Here is an 18,173-nt window from a genome sequence, read left to right as displayed (position 1 = left end):
TAAGCCCGCCTTGTCATTTCTGTACTCTCCTGTTTCAATACCTGGTAATGCCATTATTTACTGAGGATATATTATGCGCGCTTTACCGATCTGTTTACTGGCACTCATGCTGAGCGGCTGTTCCATGCTAAGCAGATCTCCCGTCGAACCGGCCAGGGGCACCGCTACAACCACAAAAACCGAGCCGGAAAAACCAAAAGCGCCGCGCGCGGCCCCGGTAAGAATTATCACCAATGCCGAAGAGCTGGTTGGTAAACCGTTCCGCGATCTGGGTGAAGTGTCCGGCGACTCCTGCCAGGCGTCTAATCAGGACTCCCCGCCGAATATCCCTACCGCACGTAAACGCATGCAGATTAACGCTTCTAAATTGCGCGCCAACGCCGTGTTACAGCACAGCTGTGAAGTTACCAGCGGCACGCCGGGCTGCTATCGTCAGGCGGTATGCATTGGTACTGCGCTTAACATTACGGCAAAATGAGTGCCTTTTCGTTTGAGCAAATAGGCGTTATCCGTTCGCCCTATAAAGAGAAGTTTGCCGTACCGCGTCAGCCAGGGCTGGTAAACAGTCGCGGCGAACTTCATCTTACTGCCCCATACAATCAGGCCGATGCCGTACGCGGCCTTGAGGCGTTCAGCCATCTGTGGGTGCTGTTTGTTTTCCATCAGACGATGGAAGGGGGCTGGCGGCCAACGGTGCGCCCTCCCCGTCTCGGCGGCAATGCCCGAATGGGCGTGTTTGCCACGCGCTCAACATTCCGCCCGAATCCGGTCGGCATGTCGCTGGTTGAATTAAAAGGCATTCGCTGCCAGAAAGATCAGGTCATTCTTGAGCTCGGCAGTCTGGATCTGGTCGACGGCACGCCAGTGATCGACATCAAGCCCTATCTGCCGTTCGCCGAAGCCTTACCCGACGCGAAAGCCAGCTATGCCCAGCTTGCGCCGCAGGCGGATATGCCGGTGTTTTTTACCGAAGACATTGCCCGGCAGTTACCGGCGCTGGAGCAGCGCTACCCTGCCCTGCGACAGTTCATCATCGATGTACTGGCCCAGGATCCGCGCCCGGCCTACCGCAAAGAAGAAGATATGGGCAAAACCTATGCCGTATGGTTGCTGGATTTTAACGTGCGCTGGCGCGTAACGCCGTCGGGATTTGAGGTCTTTGCGCTGGAATCGCGCTAATTTTAGTGCGCTCTCTTTTGGCATCATTGCCAGGCTGATAAACTAAACCACTTTTTTTGTGTCAGGCTCGTTTTGAGCCTGTGCTCATCGTCCAAATGGAACCGTAACTACATGCGTACTAGCCAATATCTGCTCTCCACTCTGAAGGAGACACCTGCCGATGCCGAAGTCATCAGCCACCAGTTGATGCTGCGCGCCGGGATGATCCGCAAGCTGGCCTCAGGGTTATACACCTGGCTGCCGACCGGCCTGCGCGTGCTGAAGAAAGTCGAAAACATCGTGCGTGAAGAGATGAACAACGCCGGTGCGATCGAGGTGTCCATGCCGGTTGTTCAGCCCGCCGATCTGTGGGTGGAAAGCGGCCGCTGGGAGCAGTATGGCCCGGAACTGCTGCGTTTTGTCGATCGTGGCGAACGTCCGTTCGTGCTCGGCCCGACGCATGAAGAAGTGATCACCGACCTGATCCGTAACGAGCTCAGCTCTTACAAACAGCTGCCGCTGAACTTCTTCCAGATCCAGACTAAATTCCGTGACGAAGTGCGCCCGCGTTTCGGCGTGATGCGTTCCCGTGAATTCCTGATGAAAGATGCTTACTCTTTCCATACCTCTCAGGAATCCCTGCAGGAAACCTACGATGCCATGTATGCGGCCTACAGCAAAATCTTCAGCCGTATGGGTCTGGATTTCCGCGCGGTACAGGCTGACACCGGCTCAATCGGCGGTAGCGCTTCGCACGAATTCCAGGTGCTGGCGCAGAGCGGCGAAGACGATGTGATCTTCTCCGACAGCTCCGATTTCGCAGCCAACATTGAGTTTGCCGAAGCGCTGGCACCGAAAGAGCCGCGTGCCGCCGCGACGCAGGAAATGACGCTGGTTGATACGCCGAACGCGAAAACCATCGCCGAGCTGGTTGAGCAGTTCAATCTGCCAATCGAGAAAACCGTGAAAACTCTGCTGGTAAAAGCAGTGGAAGACAGCGCATATCCGCTGGTTGCCCTGCTGGTGCGTGGCGATCACGAACTGAACGAAATCAAAGCCGAAAAACTGCCGCAGGTTGCCAGCCCGCTGACCTTTGCCAGCGAAGAAGAGATCCGCGCGCTGGTTAAAGCAGGCCCTGGCTCGCTGGGTCCGGTTAACCTGCCGATCCCGGTAGTTATCGACCGTACCGTTGCCGCGATGAGTGATTTCTCCGCAGGCGCGAACATTGACGGTAAACACTACTTTGGCATCAACTGGGATCGCGATGTGGCGACGCCAGAAGTCGCGGATCTGCGTAACGTGGTGGCCGGCGACCCAAGCCCGGACGGTCAGGGTACGCTGTTGATCAAACGCGGTATCGAAGTGGGTCATATTTTCCAGCTGGGTACCAAGTACTCCGAAGCGCTGAAAGCCTCCGTACAGGGTGAAGATGGTCGTAACGTTACGCTGACCATGGGTTGCTACGGTATCGGTGTGACCCGCGTGGTGGCTGCGGCCATTGAGCAGAACCACGACGAACGCGGTATCGTCTGGCCTGACGCCATCGCACCTTTCCAGGTGGCGATCCTGCCGATGAACATGCACAAATCCTTCCGCGTGCAGGAACTGGCAGAGAAGCTGTACAGCGAGCTGCGTGCGCAGGGCATTGAAGTGCTGATGGATGATCGTAAAGAGCGTCCGGGCGTGATGTTTGCAGACATGGAGCTGATCGGCATTCCGCACACTATCGTTATCGGCGATCGTAACCTCGACAGCGACGAAATTGAGTACAAATATCGTCGTAGCGGCGAGAAGCAGATGATCAAAACCGGCGACATCCTGCCGTATCTGGTCAGGGCGATTAAAGGCTGAGGATTGTTATAGCCCGGCGGCGCAGGCTTGCCGGGCCTACATAAGCTCATGCAGGCCGGGTAAGACGCAGTCGCCACCCGGCAAATGACAGCCCGGTCACATCAAGGTAACCGGGCTTTTTTTATGGGCGCACTTTGCCGCGCAGGGATTTAACAGTCGATTTCTGCGCTTTGCCCGCCAGACGCCGCTCTTTGGACGCGCGCGTGGGCCGCGTTGGACGTCGACTTTTCTGTACCACGGTTAATTCTCTTATCAACGCTTCCAGCCGCGCCAGCGCCGCTTCACGGTTCATCTCCTGACTGCGGTACTCCTGCGCCTTGATAATCACCACGCCTTCCGCGGTGATCAAATGGTGCGTCGCCGCCAGCAGGCGCTCTTTGTAAAACTCCGGCAGGCTGGAGGCGCGAATGTCGAAACGCAGGTGAATGGCCGTGGAAGTTTTATTGACGTTTTGCCCGCCTGCGCCCTGAGAACGGATCGCCGTGATCTCCAGTTCGTTGTCCGGGATAGTGACATTCGATGACAGCGTGATCATGCCGGTTGTTGCCAGGTGGTCAGATGGATCTCCAGGTTATTCTGCGCATCAGACAGCCAGATCGCCCCCTCCTGAATGGTGGCCTGCAGGGTCATGGTACGCCCGGCAAACTCGCTGAGCTTCGCCAGCTGTTCATCATCCAGATACCAGATGCTCAGGTTGCTGTAGGTCGCCAGCTTAGTCTGATTTTGCTGCCACCAGATTTGCGCAGAACGGCTGTTATAGGTAAACAACGCCACTTCTTTGGCCTGGGTGCAGGCTTTTTTGATGCGTTTCTCATCCGGCAGTCCCAGCTCGATCCACAGGTCGATGCCCATGTGATCGTTATGCCGCCAGGCTTCCGGCTCATCTTCGGCGCTCAGGCCACGGGAGAACTGTAACCGCTCGTCAGCATATTTGATCCACGCCAGCAGGCGCAGCATCATGCGCTCCTGGGTTTCAGAAGGATGGCGGGCCAGCGTGAGCGTAGCATCCATAAACTGATTACGATCCAGATCGGCCACATTGACCGTCGCTTTATAAATTGTCGCTTTTAACGCCATGACACCACTCCTGCACAAAATTATCCCCATTGTAGCGAATTAAGGGATAAAGCGCTGTTTACTCTTAAAGTAGTGACCGCTTACTACGCTGATAATGCGCCAATGAGTGTGGTATAGTCACCTTGCTAAACAGAGTTTATCTTCGTAGGCTTAAACTTACATCCCATGGTGAAGTCAGCACACTGACAGGAGGACATGTGGAAAATTACTGTGAGTTAATACGCAAGCGGTATGCGGAGATCGCCAGCGGAGACTTAGGGTATATCCCCGATGCGCTGGGCTGCGTGTTAAACGTACTCAATGAAGTGGCATCAGATGGTGCGACTTCGGAGTCTGTCAGGGAAAAGGCGGCTTATGCTGCCGCGAACTTACTGGTGAGCGATTATGTCAATGAATGATACTTATCAACCCATCAATTGTGATGACTATGACAACCTCGAGCTCGCCTGCCAGCATCATCTTTTACTGACGCTGGAACTCAAAGACGGCGAAGTTTTGCAGGCAAAAGCCAGCGATTTGGTCATGCGTAAGAACGTTGAGTACCTGGTCGCTGATGCCGCTGGCACGACGCGGGAACTCCGCCTCGACAGAATAGCCAGCTTCAGCCATCCGCAAATCGGCACCGTTGTGGTGAGCGAATCCTGAGTCAATCAAGCGGGCAGCCTGGCTGCCCGTTATCTTTTCCACCGCAACGTAAAACCGGCTTCCTCCTCCGCCAGTCCGTCCCGCGTTATAAACTGCCCCGCCGCGGCAATCGGCGTTTCATCATAGAACAGAATTGGCGTGCTATCCCGCTGCCAGGGCGGCACTCCCAGCTCCTGCCAGATTTTTTTCAGCTTACGCCCCCCGGCACGACCAAGGATATGCAGCGTTCCGGGCGCGTAAAAACGCACTGTCGCCCGTTCACCGGCGCGCGGGGCACGTATCTCGCCGCCTATTATAAGCTGCAATTCTCCCAGGCCCGCGGGTAAGGCCAGCGGCTGAAAGGGATCATCCCAGCCGATTTGTGTGTCGCGCTGACTTTGCGGCACCTTTACCCACCAGAGCAGTCCCTGATAGCGACGGATCTCTCCATCGCCCAGCGTCAGGCCGGGGGTTGCATCGTCGCGCGCCAGCGCCACTTCCTGCCAGATGCGCGCCAGCCGGTCACGTGATGGCATAGCCGCGCCCTGCTGCGCCAGCCAGCGGCGCAGGATAGCTGCGCGTCGGACGGCGCTTTTCGTCATCAGCGGGGCGATATGCAGCGCACCCGCTTCGTTGGTCAGCGCGGCCAGCTCTTCCGCCAGTAGCTCGTCAAGCAGCTGCTCCTGCTCGCCGCAAAGCGCGGCGCTGCGCGCCACCGCGTCGGCAAAATGCGGCCAGCGGGCGTTAAGACGCGGCAAAATATGCAGACGTAAAAAGTTGCGGTCGTATTTATCATCCTGATTGCTGTCATCTTCGATCCAGCGCAGCGCATGCTGCTGCGCCCAGGCTTCCAGCGCCGTCCGGCGGGTATGGAGCAGCGGACGCAGCAACAGCGTATCGCCGAAAGGCAGAGAGGCGGGCATCGCCGCCAGTCCTGCCGGGCCGCTGCCGCGCTTTAACGCCAGCAGAAAAGTTTCGCTCTGATCGTCCAGATGCTGGGCGGTAAGCAGCACTTCGCCGGGCAACAGCGCCTCGCGAAAAGCCTGATAGCGCGCCTGGCGCGCCTGCGCTTCAATACTTTGCCCGGCCTGGTTTAACGTCACGCGCACGACGGTAAGGGGTACCTGCCACTGTTCGCAAAGCGCCTGGCACTGTTCCACCCACTCATCCGCGCGGGCATTCAGACCGTGATGGACGTGGATCGCGCGCAGCGATACCTCCGGCTGCTGTTCACGCCAGCACACCAGCTGGTGCAGCAGTACGGTTGAATCGAGGCCGCCGCTGAACCCCACCAGCAACTGGCGATGCGGTTCAAGGGACTGTGCAAGAGCGGAAATGGTCATGATGATCGTTTAAAAAGGAAGATGGCGGCACGTTACCGGGCATCTTCCACAGTGGCAAGCGTTACTGCTGGTAAAGTTCCAGCGGCAGACCGTCGGGATCGTTAAAGAAGGTAAAACGTTTGCCGGTAAAGGGATCGACACGTACCGGCTCGCAGGTCACGTTATGGGCTTCCAGATGCGCGATCGCTGCTTCAACGTCATCCACGCTGAACGCCAGGTGGCGTAAACCGCAGGCTTCCGGGTGGCTCGGACGCGCCGGCGGAAACGGAAATGAAAACAGCTCGATCACATACTGGCCGTTCAGCGCCAGATCGCCTTTCCAGGAGTCCCGCTCCGCACGGTACGCTTCACTTTGTAAGCTAAAGCCCAGTATGTCGCAGTAAAACGCCTTACTGCGGGTATAGTCGCTCGCGATGATCGCGATATGGTGAACCTGTTTTAAGCCGAGCATGCTGTCTCCTTTTTCCGATCCCTGCACGTTACGATCGCCCGCGGCGCTCTGCAAGGGGTCAGCCCTGTTTTAGGACTCGTACCCGGTAGATGCCCTCTTCATCGCGCTTCGCCCCGTGAATGTCGGTTTCAAAGCCGGGATAATGACGGCCAATGGCGCAGAGCATAAGCAGGAAATCGAGCACGGCGCGGCTCCTGGCTGTGATCACCTCCCCCGGCATCAGCAGCGGCACGCCCGGCGGATATGGCAGGATCATATTGGCCGACACACGATCGACAATCTCCTCCAGCGCCACCGTCTCCACCTCGCCTTTCACCTGCTGCTGCCAGGCCTGGTGCGGGGTCATACGCATGGTGGGCAGCACGTCAAAGGCCTGTAACATCAGGCGCGGCAGATCGTGCTGGCGGATCAGTTGATGAATGCCCTGCGCCAGATCCTGAATACGCATATTGCGGTAAAAATCGGGATCTTCCGCGTAGAGATCCGGCAGCATATTTTTCACCCGCAGATTCAGATCGTAGGCGCGCTTGAACTCCATCAGCCCGCGCAGCAGTCCCATCGCCCGCGTTTTGTCGATGCCGATACTGAACAGGAACAGCAGATTGTAAGGCCCGGTTTTTTCCACCACCACGCCACGCTCATCAAGGAATTTCGCCACCAGCGCCGCCGGGATCCCTTCATCGCTCATGTTGCCCTGCTCATCCATGCCCGGCGTGAGAATGGTCACTTTGACCGGATCGAGGAACATATGATCGGCGTCCGCGTCGCGGAATCCGTGCCAGCTCTCCCCCGGCGCCACCGGCCAGCAGTCAGCCTCGTCGATTTCCTCCGGCTGCCAGATGTCAAAGAACCAGCCGTCGGCCTCATCCTTCAGCCGCTGCACCTCTTTACGGAAATGCAGCGCCCGCTCAACGGAACGGTTGATCAGCCGTTTGCCGGGATTGCCGCGCAGCATTGCCGCCGCCGTTTCAATAGAGGCCACCAGCGGATAGCTCGGCGAGGTGGTGGTATGCATCATATAGGCTTCGTTAAACGTCTCCTCGTCGTACTCGCCTTTAATGTGGATCAGCGAGGCCTGCGAAAACGCTGCCAGCATTTTATGCGTCGACTGGGTTTCGAAGAAGACTTTCCCCGGCACGCGTTCACCGCTCATGCCGCTCTTTCCGGCATAGATGGGATGGAAATTAGTGTAAGGCACCCAGGCGGAATCAAAATGGATCGACGGCACATCGAGGGTCTTCTTGATCCAGTTGGTGTTGTACAGCAGCCCGTCATAGGTGGAGTTGGTGATCACCGCATGCACCGGCCAGGCCGCCCCGCTGGTGGCCGCCACTTTTTGCTCAATGCTTGCATGGCTGAATTCACGACGGGGAATGCCGCCCAGAATCCCCAGCGCGTTACGCCCCGGCTTCAGCCACAGCGGCACGACATCGCTCATCATCAACAGATGAGCGAGGGATTTATGGCAGTTACGGTCAATCAGCAGCGTGCTGCCGGCGGGCGCGGCGTACATGCCGACGATTTTGTTGGACGTCGAGGTGCCGTTGGTCACCATATAGCTCTGCTCAGCGCCAAAGGTGCGGGCGATGTACTCCTCCGCTTCCAGATGCGGACCGGTATGATCGAGCAGCGAGCCCAGCTCAGTGACGGAAATCGAGACATCCGCTTTCAGCGTATTACCGCCAAAGAAGTCATAAAACAAACAGCCCACCGGACTTTTTTGGTACGCCGTTCCCGCCATATGCCCTGGCGTGCAAAAGGTGTATTTCCCCTCTTTCACATAGGTGTAGAGCGCGCGGGTAAAAGGCGGCGTGATGTTATCAAGATATTCGCGGGTGTACTGCTCAATGCGTGTGGCGATGCCGTCAGCGACATCCAGCGCATATTCAAAGAACCACAGCGCCATGCGCATATCGTGGGCGCTGACGTCGAGCGTTGAGTGGGTATTGATAAAAGCATACAGCGGCAGATATTCGTTGAGCTGATTAATATCGCTGCACAGCTCAATGCCGTACTCGTCCCAGTCAAAAATCACGCCGCAGATGCGCGGGTTATGCTCAATAAACTTCAGCAGATCGGCGCTGTTCTGCGGGAAGATGATTTTAAACCCTTGTTTCTCCAGCGCGATGACCAGTTCGTTTATAGGTTCATCTTTATAAAAAACGCCATGCGTTCCCATAATGGCAATAATATTCACGCGTCACTCCTGCAAAAAACCTCCGCTAATGATAGTTGAGGTAAACGGCAGGTATAAAAAAAGCCACACTATAGTGTGGCTTTTCAGAATCATGACGCGTATCAGGCGTAGCCGTAGCTCATCAGACGCTGGTAACGACGGTTACGCAGATCTTCTTTGCTCAGCACATCGAGATCCGCCAGATCGTCCAGCAGTTGCGCTTTCAGGGAGGCAGCCATCGCTTCCGGGTTACGGTGCGCGCCGCCCAGCGGTTCCGGGATCACGCTGTCGATCAGCTTCAGCTCTTTCAGGCGCGGCGCGATAATGCCCATGGCATCCGCGGCCAGCGGCGCTTTGTCGGCGCTTTTCCACAGAATGGACGCACAACCTTCCGGAGAGATAACGGAATAGGTGCTGTACTGCAGCATATTAACTTTATCGCCAACGCCGATCGCCAGCGCGCCGCCGGAACCACCCTCACCAATGACGGTGCAGATGACAGGTACGTTCAGACGCGACATTTCACGCAGGTTGCGGGCGATGGCTTCAGACTGACCGCGCTCTTCCGCGCCGACGCCTGGATAAGCGCCAGGGGTGTCGATAAAGGTAATGATCGGCATGTTAAAACGCTCTGCCATTTCCATCAGGCGCAGCGCTTTGCGATAGCCTTCCGGAGCGGGCATGCCGAAGTTACGACGAATTTTCTCTTTGGTTTCGCGCCCTTTCTGATGACCAATGATCATCACCGGACGGCCATCCAGACGCGCGATCCCGCCAACAATGGCTTTATCGTCAGCGTAAGCACGGTCACCTGCCAGCTCGTCGAATTCATCAAATGCCAGGCGGACATAATCCAGGGTGTACGGACGCTGCGGGTGACGCGCCAGTTGCGCGACCTGCCATGCGCCGAGATCGGCAAAGATTTTGCGCGTCAGTTCTACGCTCTTTTCACGCAGACGATGCACTTCTTCGTCGATGTTAATATCCAGTTTCTCATCCTGGCGGCTTACGGCCGTCAGGGAATCGATTTTCGCTTCCAGCTCAGCAATCGGCTGTTCGAAATCAAGGAAATTCAGACTCATAGTATTCCTGTATTAGTCAAACTCTAGTTCCACCTGCTCCGAACCAATAAGGCCACGCAGATCGTTGAGTAAACGATCGCTCGGAGAGACACGCCACGTTGCACCGAAGCGCAACCGCGCACGTGCATCCGCCCTCTGATAGTAGAGATGTACTGGAATGGTCCCCGAACGATGGGGTTCCAGAGACTGACGGAGTCGGTTTAAAAGCTGGTCATCAATTTGCCTGTCCGTCAGCGAGATAGCAAGCCCGCGAGCATATTTTTCCCGGGCTTCGTCAATGTCCATGACTTCGCGGGCAGTCATTTTAAGCCCGCCGCTGAAGTCATCAAAGCTGACCTGTCCGCTGACGATAAGTATGCGGTCTTTTTCCAGCAAATGCTGATATTTATCCAGCGCGTCGGTGAATAACATCACCTCCAGGCGTCCGGAACGGTCATCCAGCGTACAGATGCCGATACGATTGCCGCGCTTGGTGACCATTACCCGCGCAGCAATGACGAGCCCCGCCGCCGTGGTGACTTTCCCACGTTCCGTCGGGTGCATGTCTTTCAGGCGATTGCCGCCGACATACCGCTCAATTTCTTTCAGGTACTGAGTGATCGGGTGCCCTGTCAGATACAGACCCAGGGTTTCACGCTCGCCATCCAGCACCACCTGTTCCGGCCACGGCTGGCAGCTGGCATAGGACTGCTCCACCTGCTCCGGCTCTTCTGCCAGCACGCCAAACATGTCAGCCTGGCCGATAGCCTCGGCTTTCGCATGCTGATCGGCGGCTTTCAGCGCATCGCCCAGCGCATTCATCAGCGCCGCACGGTGCGGTCCGAGGCGGTCGAAAGCCCCGGACATAATCAGTTTTTCCAGCACCCGGCGGTTAAGCTTTTTGGTGTCGGTACGGGCGCATAAATCAAACAGCTCGCGGAAATAGCCGTCTTTATTACGCGCTTCGAGAATGGCTTCAATCGGGCCTTCACCCACGCCTTTGATCGCGCCGATGCCATAGACAATTTCACCGTCATCGTTAACGTGGAAATGATACAGCCCGGAGTTAATGTCCGGCGGCAGGATCTTAAGCCCCATGCGCCAGCACTCATCCACCAGCCCCACCACCTTCTCAGTGTTGTCCATATCGGCGGTCATCACCGCCGCCATAAACTCAGCCGGATAGTGCGCTTTCAGCCACAGCGTCTGGTAAGACACCAGCGCGTAGGCGGCGGAGTGCGATTTGTTAAAGCCATAGCCAGCGAATTTTTCCACCAGATCGAAAATTTTAATCGCCAGTTCGCCGTCGATGCCGTTCTTTCTCGCGCCCTCTTCAAAGACAGAACGCTGCTTGGCCATCTCTTCGGGCTTTTTCTTACCCATCGCACGACGCAGCATGTCCGCGCCCCCCAGGGTATAGCCGGAAAGCTCCTGCGCGATCTGCATCACCTGTTCCTGGTACAGGATAATGCCGTAGGTTGGCTCCAGTACCGGTTTCAGGCATTCGTGCTGCCACTGCACATCCGGATAGGAGATCTCTTCGCGCCCGTGCTTACGGTCAATAAAGTTATCCACCATGCCGGACTGAAGGGGGCCCGGACGGAACAGCGCCACAAGCGCGATCATATCTTCGAAGCAGTCTGGCTGCAGACGCTTGATTAGATCTTTCATGCCGCGCGATTCAAGCTGGAACACGGCGGTCGTTTCCGAGCGCTGCAGCATATCAAAGCTTTTCTTGTCATCAAGCGGGATCGCCGCAATATCAATCGGCTCCAGGCCCTGTTTGGCCCGGCGCGGGTTGATCATCTTCAGCGCCCAGTCAATGATAGTGAGCGTTCGCAAACCAAGGAAGTCGAACTTCACCAGACCGGCATATTCCACGTCGTTCTTGTCGAACTGGGTGACCGGATGCTGGCCTGATTCATCGCAATACAGCGGCGCAAAGTCGGTAATTTTCGTCGGCGCGATCACCACGCCGCCCGCATGTTTACCGGCGTTACGCGTTACACCTTCCAGCTTGCGCGCCATATCTATCAGCGCTTTGACTTCTTCGTCAGCCTCGTAGATTTCCGGCAGCTGCGGCTCGGCTTCAAAGGCTTTCGCCAGCGTCATCCCCGGATCGGGCGGGATGAGTTTTGAGATACGATCGACAAAGCCGTACGGATGACCCAGTACGCGGCCCACGTCGCGGATCACCGCTTTCGCCGCCATCGTACCAAAGGTAATAATCTGCGATACCGCGTCGCGGCCATACATATCGGCCACGTGTTCAATCACCTGATCGCGTTTCTCCATGCAGAAGTCAACGTCGAAGTCAGGCATCGACACACGCTCCGGGTTAAGGAAGCGTTCGAACAGCAGGTCGAATTCCAGCGGATCGAGGTCGGTGATTTTCAGCGCATAGGCCACCAGCGAACCCGCGCCCGAGCCGCGCCCCGGCCCTACCGGTACGCCGTTATCCTTCGACCACTGGATAAATTCCATCACGATGAGGAAGTAGCCAGGGAACCCCATCTGGTTGATCACCTGGAGTTCTATGTCCAGGCGCTCGTCATATTCCGGGCGTTTCTCTGCGCGCACCGCCGGGTCCGGGAAGAGGAACTCCAGACGCTCTTCCAGCCCCTCTTTCGATTTCAGGATCAGGAAATCTTCGGTGCTCATGTCACCGGTCGGGAACTGCGGCAGGAAGTATTCGCCGAGGCGCACGGTGACGTTACAGCGTTTGGCAATTTCAACGCTGTTTTGCAGAGCTTCCGGCAGATCCGCAAACAGCTCCACCATCTCGTCTTCGGTACGCAGATACTGCTGCGGCGAGTAGTTGCGCGGACGTTTGGGATCGTCGAGGGTAAAACCATCGTGGATCGCCACGCGAATTTCGTGCGCGTCAAAATCACCGCTGTCGATAAAGCGTACGTCGTTGGTGGCAACGACCGGCAGGCCGCGGGCCTGCGCCAGCTCGACGGCCGCATGTAAATAGTTCTCTTCGTCCGGGCGACCGGTACGGATAAGCTCAAGGAAGAAGCGGTCCGGGAAGTGCGTTTCGTAGAACGAGACGCACTGATCAACCAGCGCGCTGTTGCCGCGCAGCAGGCTGCGGCCAACGTCGCCCATGCGCCCGCCGGACAGCAGGATCAGGCCATCGCCCAGCTCCGCCAGCCAGTCGCGATCGATCCACGGCCCCTGCGCGCCATAGCCACGCTGGTAAGCGCGGGAGATCAGCAGCGTCAGGTTCTGATAGCCGTTGTTATTGGCCGCCAGCACGGTGATCTGCGTCAGCTCGTCGCCCATGATGTCGCTCTGCACATGGAAATCTGCGCCGACAATGGGCTTCAGCCCCGCACCGTGGCCCGTCCCGTAGAACTTAACCAGACCGCAGAGGTTGGTAAAATCGGTGATCGCCAGCGCAGGCATGCCCAGCGAGGCCGCCTTTTTCACCAGCGGCCCGGTCTTTGCCAGCCCATCGATCATGGAATAGTCGCTGTGCACCCGCAGGTGTACGAAACGTGGTTCAGCCATTTTAGCTTCCGGTTTACTTATTGTGCTGCAAGGATCAGGACACCAGTCCCAGTGCGCGTTTTACGGGCGCAAAGCTACGCCGGTGATGCTCTGTGGCACCGTGCATCGCCAGCCGCTCCAGATGGAAGGCTGTCGGATACCCTTTGTGCCGGGCAAAGCCATATTGAGGAAAAGTCAGATCCAGCGCCGCCATTTCCGCATCGCGCGTCACTTTGGCAATAATAGACGCCGCGCTGATTTCTGCGACCCGGCTGTCACCTTTTACTACCGCCATTGACGGCATCGGCAGCGCCGGACAGCGGTTGCCGTCAATCAGGACATATTCCGGGGCGATGTGCAGCCCGGCAACGGCACGCTGCATCGCCAGCATGGTGGCGTGCAGAATATTCAGCTCGTCGATTTCATGCGGTTCGGCACGGCCCAGGCTCCAGCTCAGCGCCTTGTCTTTGATTTCATCAAACAGCGCCAGTCGGCGCTTTTCCGATAATTTTTTCGAGTCATTCAGACCCGCAATCGGGCGCGCCGGATCGAGGATCACCGCCGCGGTCACCACAGCGCCGACCAGCGGGCCACGGCCAACTTCATCCACACCGGCCACTAATCGGGTGTGCGGATAGATAAATTCCATCATTGCGCTAACTCCAGCACCGCATCGGCTGCTTGTTCATCGGCATTGCAACGGATCTGCTGATGCAGTTCGCGGAATGTCTCATGCATGGCATGGCTGGTTTTGCCATTGGCAAGCAGGGGCAACAGCGCATCGGCTAACGCCTGCGGCTGGCACTCTTCCTGTAATAATTCTTTCACCAGTTCACGCCCGGCCAACAGATTCGGCAGCGACACGTAGTCGGTTTTCACCAGACGTTTGGCGATCCAGAAGGTGAACGGCTTCATACGATAGCCCACCACCATCGGGCATTTCGCCAGCATGCACTCCAGCGCGGCGGTGCCGGACGCCAGAAGCGCGGCATCGCTGGCGACCATCGCCTCACGACCCATGCCATCCAGCAGATGCACGCGCAAATCCGGCGCGACATCCGCTTTGATGCGTTCAAACTGCTCGCGGCGTTTCGCATTAACCAGCGGCACCACCACTTCCAGATCCGGATAGTGGCTACGCAGGATCTGTGCGGTTTTCAGGAAATCTGCGCTGAGCATTTCCACTTCCGCCCCGCGGCTACCGGGCAGCAGCGCCAGACAATGCACATCGTGAGCAATGCCCAGCGTATCGCGGGCCGCGTTTTTATCGGGATCCAGCGGCATAGCGTCCGCCATGGTATGGCCGATAAAGCGACACGGCACGTTAAACCGGTCATAAAACGCTTTTTCGAAAGGCAGAAAAGCCAGCACCAGATTGGTGGATCTGCCGATTTTGAAAACGCGTTTTTGACGCCAGGCCCAGACGGACGGACTGACGTAATGGATCGTTTTGATCCCCTGCTTTTTAAGATTGCCTTCCAGCGTGATGTTGAAGTCCGGCGCATCAATGCCGACAAACACATCAGGCTTAAGATCGGTAAAACGGCGGGTGAGATCGGCGCGAATGTGCAGCAGACGGCGCAAACGACCCAGCACCTCCACGATGCCCATCACCGCCAGCTCTTCCATCTCGTACCAGGCTTCACAACCTTCGGCCTGCATACGCGGCCCCGCGACGCCAACAAAACGCGCGTCAGGGTGGCGTGCTTTCAGCGCTTTAATAAGACCTGCGCCAAGAATATCGCCGGAGGTTTCTCCGGCGACCAGGGCTATCGTAAGAGGACGACCAGACATTAACGGATCAGACCACGGGTTGAGCGTTCGAAGAACTCGGTGAACGCTTTCACTTCCGGATGCTGTTCCGCCAGTGCGGCGATTTCCGGCTTCGCTTCTTCCAGCGTCTTACCACTGCGGTACAGCAGTTTGTAAGCGTTACGGATAGCGAACAGCGCCTCTTTGCTGTAACCACGGCGCTTCAGCCCTTCGATGTTGACTCCGAACGGCGTGGCGTGGTTACCCTGGGCAATTACATACGGCGGGACGTCCTGCGCCACACCGGAGCAACCGCCGACCATAACGTGAGCGCCAATAATGCAGAACTGATGCACAGCCGTCATGCCGCCGATGATTGCAAAATCATCAACCGAAACGTGGCCCGCAAGCGTTGCATTGTTAGCAAGAATACAGCGATTCCCGACGGTACAGTCATGCGCAACGTGCGCGTTAACCATCAGTAGGTTGTCGCTGCCCACCTTCGTCAATCCACCACCCTGAACGGTTCCACGGTGAATGGTGACGCTTTCGCGAATGCGGTTACGATCGCCCACTTCTACACGGGTCGGCTCACCAGCGTATTTCAAATCCTGGTTTGCTTCACCGATAGTGGCGAACTGATATATCTCGTTGTCACGGCCAATAACAGTGTGGCCATTAATCACAACATGAGACTTCAGTACGGTACCCTCACCAATTTCAACATGGGGTCCAACAAGACAAAACGGTCCAATATGAACGTTAGCGCCGATGACGGCACCGTCTTCCACAATGGCGGTAGGATGAATAAAGGCGGTTTTATCAATCACGTATCAGGCCTCCCGGCTACGTGCACACATCATAGTAGCTTCACAAACAACTTTGCCGTCAACCGTAGCCACGCCTTTAAAGCGTGTCAGGCCACGACGCGTTTTTTCGAACGTCACTTCCATGATCATCTGATCACCAGGGACAACCGGGCGCTTAAAGCGCGCTTCATCGATGCCCGCAAAGTAATACAGCTCGCCTGGCTCCAGTTTACCAACGCTTTTAAACGCCAGAATACCGGTGGCCTGCGCCATGGCTTCCAGGATCAGGACGCCCGGGAAAATAGGTTTGCCAGGGAAATGCCCCTGGAAAAATGGCTCGTTAACCGAAACATTTTTTACTGCGCGCAGAAAACGACCTTCTTCAAAATCCAGCACACGGTCGACCAGCAAGAACGGGTAACGGTGCGGCAGAAGCTCTAAAATCTCTTCAATGTGCAGAGTATGAGTGTCAGTAGTCAAAATACTCTTCCTGTCTAAATATACTTAATGGCAATAATAACACGGCCCGCGGCAAGCTAATGCCGTCAGGCCGAGAAGTTTGGGCGTAAAACGGATGAATTATTAGTCTTGTTGATTGACCTTGCGCTCAACGGCTTTAAGACGCTTGCTCATATCATCAATGTTCATCACCAGTGCTGCTGTTTTGCGCCACACTTTGTTGGGTTGCAGCGGGATACCGGAGGAGTATACGCCCGGTTCAGTAATCGGACGCATCACCATGCCCATACCCGTTACGGTGACTTTATCGCAGATTTCCATATGACCGTTAATCACGCTGGCACCGCCAATCATACAGTAACGGCCAATTTTCAGGCTGCCCGCCATGATGACGCCACCCGCAACTGCGGTATTGTCGCCAATCACAACGTTATGTGCAATCTGGCACTGATTATCAATAATGACGCCATTACCGATAATGGTGTCATCCAGCGCCCCACGATCGATAGTGGTACAGGCGCCGATCTCTACGCGAGAGCCAATGATCACCCGGCCGAGCTGCGGGATCTTAACCCAGTTGCCGCGATCGTTGGCATAGCCAAAACCGTCCGCGCCGATCACCGTCCCGGACTGGATCAGGCAATTCTCACCGATCTCAATCTCATGGTAAACGGTAACGTTGGCCCATAAACGCGAGCCTGCGCCAATTTTAGTCTTTTTCCCGACGAAGCAACCCGCGCCAATCACTACGTTATCGCCTAATACCACATCAGATTCGATAACGGCGTTCGCGCCGATGGAGACGTTTTGACCCAGCGTTGCCGAGGCATCAATCACCGCGCTTTGCGCAATGTTCTGTGCCGGCTGCGGCGTGGAATCAAGAATTTGGGCCATACGCGCATAAGTCAGGTAGGGATTCTTCACTACCAGCGCCGCGCTTTTGGCGTAAGGGAGATCGTCCTGCGTCATGACGACAGCAGACGCCTGGCAGGCGGCCAGGTGTTCACGGTATTTTGGATTTACCATGAAAGTAATTTGACCTGCTTTAGCAGACTGCATGGACGCAACGCCGGTGATGACGATATCGCCATCACCGTGTAATTCTGCATCCAACTGCCCTGCTAATTCAGACAGTCGAATTGAAGGCATTACTTATTTAACCTGTTTCAGCACATCAGCGGTAATGTCTTTCACATCACTGCTGTTGTAAGCAACGGTATTTGCGTCAACCACCAGATCGATGCTCTGGTCGTCAGCCACTTTCTTCACAGCCGCCTGGATACGGTTAACCAGTTTGCCGCGCTCTTCGTTGGAACGACGCTGACGATCCTGCTCAAAAGCTTGTGCTTTCTGAGAGAAGGTCTGGCGCTGTGCCATTACGTCTTTTTCCAGCTTGCTACGATCGGATGATTTCATGGTAGAACCATCACGCTGCAAACGCTGCATTTTAGACTGCAGATCGGTTTCCATTTTCTGAAGTTCACCGGCACGGCCTTTGAACTCATTTTCCAGCGTTTTGGAAACGCCAGTTGTCTGTGCCACCTGCTGGAACAGGTTGCCCATGTTCACGATTGCAATTTTGTCTGCTGCCTGCGCGGACGTTGCCATCGCTAAACCGAGACCTGCCGCTAATAACCACTTTTTCACTGTAAACTCCTTACCATCCCAAATGTACCCGCAGGTACCATTCTTTGCGTGACAGGGCGAAACCGTGTCACGCTACACTGCTATTGCAGTCCTTTGCAAAGACCAGTTACCAGGTTTTACCGATGTTAAACTGGAACTGCTCTGCTTTGTCGCCATCGTACTTCTTAAACGGCTGGGCGTAAGAGAAGACCAACGGCCCCAATGGAGACATCCATTGTAGTGCGATACCGGCAGACATACGAATATTGCTCGGGTCACTGTAGTCAGGCA

19 protein-coding genes are annotated in these 18,173 nt (G+C 56.3%); 5 read left to right on the top strand and 14 right to left on the bottom strand.

Annotated elements, in window-relative coordinates; genetic code table 11:
- Positions 1 to 73 precede the first annotated feature (73 nt).
- The 3 genes from rcsF to proS all read left to right on the top strand — a co-directional run bounded on the left by rcsF (position 74) and on the right by proS (position 3,009).
- Positions 74 to 478 carry an Rcs stress response system protein RcsF gene (rcsF, locus tag QRD42_RS08870; RefSeq protein ID WP_072570755.1) on the top strand — a complete coding sequence of 135 codons (405 nt, stop codon included), beginning with the start codon at positions 74 to 76 and terminating at the stop codon, positions 476 to 478.
- Positions 475 to 1,179, top strand: a complete 705-nt coding sequence (gene tsaA / locus QRD42_RS08865; RefSeq protein WP_321988645.1) for a tRNA (N6-threonylcarbamoyladenosine(37)-N6)-methyltransferase TrmO — start codon at positions 475 to 477, stop codon at positions 1,177 to 1,179. Before rcsF ends, tsaA begins: the two co-directional genes overlap by 4 nt.
- Before the next feature lie 111 nt (positions 1,180 to 1,290).
- Entirely contained in the window at positions 1,291 to 3,009 is a 1,719-nt protein-coding gene (gene proS, locus QRD42_RS08860) for a proline--tRNA ligase (RefSeq protein WP_321988644.1), read from the top strand.
- A gap of 121 nt (positions 3,010 to 3,130) precedes the next feature.
- Here proS and arfB read toward each other — a convergent pair whose 3' ends face one another.
- Positions 3,131 to 3,544, bottom strand: a complete 414-nt coding sequence (gene arfB / locus QRD42_RS08855; RefSeq protein WP_072570750.1) for an alternative ribosome rescue aminoacyl-tRNA hydrolase ArfB — start codon at positions 3,542 to 3,544, stop codon at positions 3,131 to 3,133.
- Complete coding sequence (locus tag QRD42_RS08850; protein ID WP_318377325.1) at positions 3,541 to 4,086, bottom strand: YaeQ family protein; 546 nt, start codon at positions 4,084 to 4,086, stop codon at positions 3,541 to 3,543. Before QRD42_RS08850 ends, arfB begins: the two co-directional genes overlap by 4 nt.
- Before the next feature lie 197 nt (positions 4,087 to 4,283).
- On the opposite strand from QRD42_RS08850, the gene QRD42_RS08845 reads away from it, so the two are divergent.
- Positions 4,284 to 4,484 carry a YaeP family protein gene (locus QRD42_RS08845; protein ID WP_072570746.1) on the top strand — a complete coding sequence of 67 codons (201 nt, stop codon included), beginning with the start codon at positions 4,284 to 4,286 and terminating at the stop codon, positions 4,482 to 4,484.
- Complete coding sequence (rof, locus tag QRD42_RS08840) at positions 4,471 to 4,731, top strand: Rho-binding antiterminator (RefSeq protein WP_072570744.1); 261 nt, start codon at positions 4,471 to 4,473, stop codon at positions 4,729 to 4,731. Before QRD42_RS08845 ends, rof begins: the two co-directional genes overlap by 14 nt.
- 29 nt (positions 4,732 to 4,760) lie before the next feature.
- Here rof and tilS read toward each other — a convergent pair whose 3' ends face one another.
- The 12 genes from tilS to QRD42_RS08780 form a co-directional block, all read right to left on the bottom strand.
- The gene (gene tilS / locus QRD42_RS08835; protein WP_321988643.1) at positions 4,761 to 6,053 is read right to left on the bottom strand and encodes a tRNA lysidine(34) synthetase TilS; all 1,293 of its coding nucleotides are present in this window, start codon (positions 6,051 to 6,053) and stop codon (positions 4,761 to 4,763) included.
- A gap of 61 nt (positions 6,054 to 6,114) precedes the next feature.
- Positions 6,115 to 6,504: a VOC family protein gene (locus tag QRD42_RS08830; protein WP_318363908.1), complete on the bottom strand. Its 390-nt coding sequence runs from the start codon at positions 6,502 to 6,504 to the stop codon at positions 6,115 to 6,117.
- Between the two features lie 58 nt (positions 6,505 to 6,562).
- Positions 6,563 to 8,701: a lysine decarboxylase LdcC gene (locus QRD42_RS08825; RefSeq protein WP_321988642.1), complete on the bottom strand. Its 2,139-nt coding sequence runs from the start codon at positions 8,699 to 8,701 to the stop codon at positions 6,563 to 6,565.
- Positions 8,702 to 8,802: 101 nt separating this feature from the next.
- A complete protein-coding gene (gene accA, locus QRD42_RS08820; RefSeq protein ID WP_072570737.1) occupies positions 8,803 to 9,762 on the bottom strand; it encodes an acetyl-CoA carboxylase carboxyl transferase subunit alpha in 960 nt (319 codons plus the stop codon).
- Positions 9,763 to 9,774: 12 nt separating this feature from the next.
- The gene (dnaE, locus tag QRD42_RS08815; protein ID WP_321988641.1) at positions 9,775 to 13,257 is read right to left on the bottom strand and encodes a DNA polymerase III subunit alpha; all 3,483 of its coding nucleotides are present in this window, start codon (positions 13,255 to 13,257) and stop codon (positions 9,775 to 9,777) included.
- 34 nt (positions 13,258 to 13,291) lie between these two features.
- A complete protein-coding gene (gene rnhB, locus QRD42_RS08810) occupies positions 13,292 to 13,888 on the bottom strand; it encodes a ribonuclease HII (RefSeq protein WP_321988640.1) in 597 nt (198 codons plus the stop codon).
- Positions 13,885 to 15,030, bottom strand: a complete 1,146-nt coding sequence (gene lpxB, locus QRD42_RS08805) for a lipid-A-disaccharide synthase (protein WP_318363906.1) — start codon at positions 15,028 to 15,030, stop codon at positions 13,885 to 13,887. Before lpxB ends, rnhB begins: the two co-directional genes overlap by 4 nt.
- Entirely contained in the window at positions 15,030 to 15,818 is a 789-nt protein-coding gene (gene lpxA, locus QRD42_RS08800; RefSeq protein WP_318363905.1) for an acyl-ACP--UDP-N-acetylglucosamine O-acyltransferase, read from the bottom strand. The genes lpxB and lpxA overlap by 1 nt, the downstream gene beginning before the upstream one ends.
- 3 nt (positions 15,819 to 15,821) lie before the next feature.
- Positions 15,822 to 16,277, bottom strand: coding sequence for a 3-hydroxyacyl-ACP dehydratase FabZ (fabZ, locus tag QRD42_RS08795; protein WP_006173598.1), 456 nt, complete (start codon positions 16,275 to 16,277; stop codon positions 15,822 to 15,824).
- Positions 16,278 to 16,379: 102 nt separating this feature from the next.
- A complete protein-coding gene (gene lpxD, locus QRD42_RS08790; protein WP_318375080.1) occupies positions 16,380 to 17,405 on the bottom strand; it encodes a UDP-3-O-(3-hydroxymyristoyl)glucosamine N-acyltransferase in 1,026 nt (341 codons plus the stop codon).
- A gap of 3 nt (positions 17,406 to 17,408) precedes the next feature.
- Positions 17,409 to 17,903, bottom strand: a complete 495-nt coding sequence (skp, locus tag QRD42_RS08785; RefSeq protein ID WP_072570727.1) for a molecular chaperone Skp — start codon at positions 17,901 to 17,903, stop codon at positions 17,409 to 17,411.
- A gap of 106 nt (positions 17,904 to 18,009) precedes the next feature.
- The coding region (locus tag QRD42_RS08780) for a BamA/TamA family outer membrane protein (RefSeq protein ID WP_140444085.1) at positions 18,010 to 18,173 on the bottom strand (164 nt) is incomplete at its 5' end.

The organism is Enterobacter sp. PGRG2 (assembly GCF_030291195.1).
Taxonomy (GTDB): Bacteria; Pseudomonadota; Gammaproteobacteria; order Enterobacterales; family Enterobacteriaceae; genus Enterobacter_D.
Note: the sequence above shows the minus strand (reverse complement) of the source record. Positions and strands in the feature narration are given on the sequence as shown.

What these genes read in the sequence shown, in the direction of transcription:
- arfB (WP_072570750.1), bottom strand. Translation starts at nt 3,544, where the DNA reads ATGATCACGCTGTCATCGAATGTCACTATCCCGGACAACGAACTGGAG.
- rof (WP_072570744.1), top strand. Translation starts at nt 4,471, where the DNA reads ATGTCAATGAATGATACTTATCAACCCATCAATTGTGATGACTATGAC.
- tilS (WP_321988643.1), bottom strand. Translation starts at nt 6,053, where the DNA reads ATGACCATTTCCGCTCTTGCACAGTCCCTTGAACCGCATCGCCAGTTG.
- proS (WP_321988644.1), top strand. Translation starts at nt 1,291, where the DNA reads ATGCGTACTAGCCAATATCTGCTCTCCACTCTGAAGGAGACACCTGCC.
- rcsF (WP_072570755.1), top strand. Translation starts at nt 74, where the DNA reads ATGCGCGCTTTACCGATCTGTTTACTGGCACTCATGCTGAGCGGCTGT.
- tsaA (WP_321988645.1), top strand. Translation starts at nt 475, where the DNA reads ATGAGTGCCTTTTCGTTTGAGCAAATAGGCGTTATCCGTTCGCCCTAT.
- QRD42_RS08830 (WP_318363908.1), bottom strand. Translation starts at nt 6,504, where the DNA reads ATGCTCGGCTTAAAACAGGTTCACCATATCGCGATCATCGCGAGCGAC.
- lpxB (WP_318363906.1), bottom strand. Translation starts at nt 15,030, where the DNA reads ATGTCTGGTCGTCCTCTTACGATAGCCCTGGTCGCCGGAGAAACCTCC.
- accA (WP_072570737.1), bottom strand. Translation starts at nt 9,762, where the DNA reads ATGAGTCTGAATTTCCTTGATTTCGAACAGCCGATTGCTGAGCTGGAA.
- rnhB (WP_321988640.1), bottom strand. Translation starts at nt 13,888, where the DNA reads ATGATGGAATTTATCTATCCGCACACCCGATTAGTGGCCGGTGTGGAT.
- lpxD (WP_318375080.1), bottom strand. Translation starts at nt 17,405, where the DNA reads ATGCCTTCAATTCGACTGTCTGAATTAGCAGGGCAGTTGGATGCAGAA.
- dnaE (WP_321988641.1), bottom strand. Translation starts at nt 13,257, where the DNA reads ATGGCTGAACCACGTTTCGTACACCTGCGGGTGCACAGCGACTATTCC.
- QRD42_RS08850 (WP_318377325.1), bottom strand. Translation starts at nt 4,086, where the DNA reads ATGGCGTTAAAAGCGACAATTTATAAAGCGACGGTCAATGTGGCCGAT.